At 66.0% G+C, this 2,842-nt stretch carries 3 protein-coding genes; all 3 read left to right on the forward strand.

Features of this window, described 5'->3' with window-relative positions; translation table 11 throughout:
• On the forward strand, positions 1–196 hold a 196-nt coding region (locus tag DM995_RS22535), incomplete at its 5' end, for a hypothetical protein (protein ID WP_232824544.1).
• Positions 186–1,067: a LysR family transcriptional regulator gene (locus DM995_RS18355; protein WP_232824545.1), complete on the forward strand. Its 882-nt coding sequence runs from the start codon at positions 186–188 to the stop codon at positions 1,065–1,067. The genes DM995_RS22535 and DM995_RS18355, both read left to right, overlap by 11 nt.
• A gap of 111 nt (positions 1,068–1,178) precedes the next feature.
• The gene (locus DM995_RS18360; protein WP_116970628.1) at positions 1,179–2,738 is read left to right on the forward strand and encodes a proton-conducting transporter transmembrane domain-containing protein; all 1,560 of its coding nucleotides are present in this window, start codon (positions 1,179–1,181) and stop codon (positions 2,736–2,738) included.
• Positions 2,739–2,842 lie beyond the last annotated feature (104 nt).

Raw genomic sequence — 2,842 nt, forward strand, 5'->3', positions numbered from 1 at the left:
GCACAAGCGGGCGGGTGGGGAGATCAGGCTGTTCGGGCAGCGTTTCCATCGGCGTCTTCATCCACTGGGCCTTTGCAAGCGGCTGGCCCCTGCGACTGGACTAAGCGCATTGCGCAGATCACGGAAATTCAATAAAATCACGTCATCGTTCGATTTAAATGAACTGGGTTTCGGAGCGGCAGCCGATGCACCTTAATTTCAAGCACCTGCGCTACTTCCACGCGGTGGCGCATGACGGCAATCTCACCAACGCCGCGCGGCGGCTGAACGTGTCGCAATCCGCCCTCTCCACCCAGATCAGATTGCTCGAAGAAAGCATTGGCCATCAATTGTTTGAGCGGCGCGGACGGCGGCTGGAACTGACCGAGGCCGGACGGGTCGCGCTGAACTATGCCGACAGCATGTTCGAAACCGCCAACGAGATGATGGCGACCTTTGCCGGCGGCAGCGGCAGCAACCGCCGGCACCTGCGCGTGGGCGCGCTCTCCACCTTGTCGCGAAATTTCCAGATGCGCTTCCTGGCGCCGATGGTCGGGCGCGACGACGTGCACCTGGTCATCCGTTCGGGTTCGCTGCGCGACCTCGTCAAGGCGCTCGAGGCACACGAGCTCGATGTGCTGTTGACCAACCGCCTGCCCTTTCGCGACAGCGGCACCAACTGGGTCGCGCATCTGGTCGATCAGATCCCGGTCAGCCTGATCGGCCCACAAAAGGTCGACGTCGCCCGCACCCCGCTGCGCGAACTGCTGACCACCATGCGGCTGGTGGTTCCCGCCACGGATTCGGGGGTTCGCGCCGATTTCGACCTGCTGGTGGACCGGCTAGGCATTCTCCCCAACATCGTCGCCGAGGCCGACGACATGGCCATGCTGCGCCTGCTCCTGCGCGCCGGAACCGGGGTCGGCGTGGTCCCGCCGATCGTGGTGCGCGACGAGCTCAATATCGGCAGCCTGCACGACATCATGGCGATCCCCGGGCTCACCGAATCCTTCTATGCGATGACCCAGTCGCGCCGCTTCCCGCACCCGCTGGTCGATCAGCTGCTCGAGATCGCCCGAATCGCCTAGTTCTCGAAATAGGAACCAAATCTTCCCTTCATTGAATTTTCCGTATCGATCAATCGCCCGTATCCGGTTGCGACACGCCTGCCCCCGCCGGGGCCGCACGGAGACGGAACGATGGACATCGCGCTTGGCCTGACGATCGGGATCACCGCATTTACCGGACTGGGAGGAATCGCGCTGCTCGCAGGCGATCGCCATGCCCGCCTGACGGGACGGGCGCTGGAAGCCGGTCTGCTCGCCTGTCTGGGTCTCGCGATTGCGGCGCTGGTGCAGCTGATCGCGGCAGGGCCGGTCACCACCGAATTGCTGGTCTGGCAGCATCTGGGGCTCTCCGTCCGGCTCGATGCCGTCAGCCTGCCGGTGACGATCCTGGTCGGCTTTGTCGGCTGGGTCGTGCTGCGCTATTCGCGCACCTATCTGGGCGACGAGCCGCGCCGCGCCCATTTCAAGGCCTGGCTGAGCTTCACGCTGGCGAGCGTGCTGCTGTTCGCGCTGTCGGGCAATCTGCTACAGCTGGTGCTGTTCTGGATCGCCACCAGCCTGTGCCTGCACAAGCTGCTGCTCTTCTATCCCGATCGCGCCGCCGCCCGCCGCGCCGCGCGCAAGAAATACATCACGGCACGCATCGCCGATGTCGCGCTGCTCGGATCGGCGGCGCTGCTGTTCTGTGTCTATGGCACTGGCGATATCGCCGCCATCCTCGATAGCGCGCGCGGCGGTGAAAGCGGCACTGCGATCCGCTTTGCGGTGTTCGGCCTGGCGCTCGCCGCCGTCATCAAGTCGGCGCAGTTCCCGCTGCACGGCTGGTTGACCGAAGTGATGGAAGCACCGACCCCGGTCTCGGCGCTGCTGCACGCGGGCGTCATCAATGCGGGCGGCTTCCTGCTCATCCGCTTTGCCGATGTCCTGCTGCTGTCGCCCGCAATCATGGCGGGGCTGGTGATGATCGGCGGCTTCACCGCGGTGTTCGGCGGGCTGGTGATGCTCACCCAGCCTGCGGTCAAGACCTCGCTCGCCTGGTCCACCGTCGCGCAGATGGGCTTCATGATCATGCAGTGCGGCCTGGCGCTGTTCCCGCTGGCGATGCTGCACATCATCGCGCACTCGCTGTACAAGGCGCACAGCTTCCTCGCCTCGGGCGGCGCGGTCGACCGGATCGCGGCGCTGCGGCGGCCGGGTCCGGTCGCCATCCCCGGCGCCAAGGCGGTCACCGGCGCGTTCCTCGCCGCGCTCGCCATCTATGTCGCCATCGGCTTTGCCTTCCGCTTTCAGGACAGCTCGCCGCAGTCGATCGCCCTGGGCGCGATCCTGATCTTCGGCATCGCCTATCTGCTCGCCCAGGGTCTGGCCGGTGCCGCCCCGGTAGCGCTGATGCAGCGGATGGTGGCCTATTCGCTCGCGGCCTCGCTCGGCTATTTCGCGCTGCACCACATTGCCGATGCGCTGCTGCTCGGCCCCCTGCCCGCGACGCCCGCCCCCGGACCGCTCGAGTGGGTGCTGATGATCCTGGCGGTGGTCAGCTTCGGGCTGGTTGCCATCGCCCAGTCGATGTTCCCGCTCTGGGCCTATCACCCGGCGGCGGCGGGCCTCAGGGTCCATCTTTCCAACGGCCTGTACGCCAACGCGCTGTTCGACCGCATGCTCGGCGGCTGGACGCTCAAGCGGTCGCGCTGACGACCGGACCCGATTTTCCAAGGAGTTTGCCATGATGCAGGACAGCCTGAACCAGCCGCCCCTGACCGCCTCCGAGATCGCGCCGATCGCCGATGCCGCCGCGC

Source organism: Blastomonas sp. UPD001 (assembly GCF_003426715.1).
In the GTDB taxonomy this organism is placed as follows: Bacteria; Pseudomonadota; Alphaproteobacteria; order Sphingomonadales; family Sphingomonadaceae; genus Blastomonas.

Excerpts from the sequence above, each read along its gene's own strand:
- DM995_RS18355 (WP_232824545.1), top strand. The coding sequence starts at position 186 with ATGCACCTTAATTTCAAGCACCTGCGCTACTTCCACGCGGTGGCGCAT.
- DM995_RS18360 (WP_116970628.1), top strand. The coding sequence starts at position 1,179 with ATGGACATCGCGCTTGGCCTGACGATCGGGATCACCGCATTTACCGGA.